This is a genomic window from Azospirillum rugosum (assembly GCF_017876155.1).
GTDB lineage: Bacteria > Pseudomonadota > Alphaproteobacteria > Azospirillales > Azospirillaceae > Azospirillum > Azospirillum rugosum.
Map to the genome: position 1 here is coordinate 1 of NZ_JAGINP010000065.1, position 1,196 is coordinate 1,196.

Consider the following 1,196-nt stretch of genomic DNA (forward strand, 5'->3'; position numbering starts at 1 on the left):
ACCACCCTCCAAGCCTAAGTACTCCTCAGTGACCGATAGTGCACCAGTACCGTGAGGGAAAGGTGAAAAGCACCCCGACGAGGGGAGTGAAACAGCTCCTGAAACCGGATGCCTACAAGCAGTCGGAGCGGCCTTGTGCCGTGACGGCGTACCTTTTGTATAATGGGTCAGCGACTTGGAGTCTGCAGCGAGCTTAAGCCGGTAGGCGAAGGCGCAGCGAAAGCGAGTCTGAACAGGGCGTCAGAGTTGCAGGCTTCAGACCCGAAACCCGGTGATCTAGCCATGGACAGGTTGAAGGTGCGGTAACACGCACTGGAGGACCGAACCCACGCCTGTTGAAAAAGTCGGGGATGATCTGTGGCTAGGGGTGAAAGGCCAATCAAACCGGGAAATAGCTGGTTCTCCGCGAAAGCTATTTAGGTAGCGCGTCGCGTGATTGCCTGCGGGGGTAGAGCACTGGATGGGCTAGGGGGGCGCGAGCCTTACCAAACCTAACCAAACTCCGAATACCGCAGAGCACAGCGCGGCAGACAGACGGTGGGTGCTAAGGTCCATCGTCGAGAGGGAAACAGCCCAGACCGCCAGCTAAGGCCCCCAAATCACGGCTAAGTGGGAAAGGATGTGGGAAGGCCATGACAACCAGGAGGTTGGCTTAGAAGCAGCCATCCTTTAAAGAAAGCGTAATAGCTCACTGGTCTAGTTAAGCCGGCCTGCGCCGAAAATGTATCGGGGCTCAAGCCGTGTGCCGAAGCTGCGGATGTATCGCAAGATACGTGGTAGCGGAGCGTTCCGTAAGCCTGCGAAGGGCGTCCGTGAGGCCGCCTGGAGGTATCGGAAGTGAGAATGCTGACATGAGTAGCGACAAACAGTGTGAGAAACACTGTCGCCGAAAGTCCAAGGGTTCCTGCGCAAGGTTAATCCACGCAGGGTGAGCCGGCCCCTAAGGCGAGGCCGAGAGGCGTAGTCGATGGGAACCAGGTTAATAGTCCTGGGCCAGCGGGTGTGTGACGAATGGGTAAGCGTGTACGTCCTTATCGGATTGGACGTGCTGTGGCCCCGTTCCAGGAAACAGCCCCCGCATGAGACCGTACCCGAAACCGACACAGGTGGACTGGTAGAGCATACCCAGGCGCTTGAGAGAATGGTGTTGAAGGAACTCGGCAAATTGCCCTCGTAACTTCGGAAGAAGAGGGCCC

1 rRNA gene is annotated in these 1,196 nt (G+C 57.4%); it reads left to right on the plus strand.

The features are described from left to right. A 23S ribosomal RNA gene (locus J2851_RS35440) occupies positions 1-1,196 on the plus strand; the annotation flags it as partial.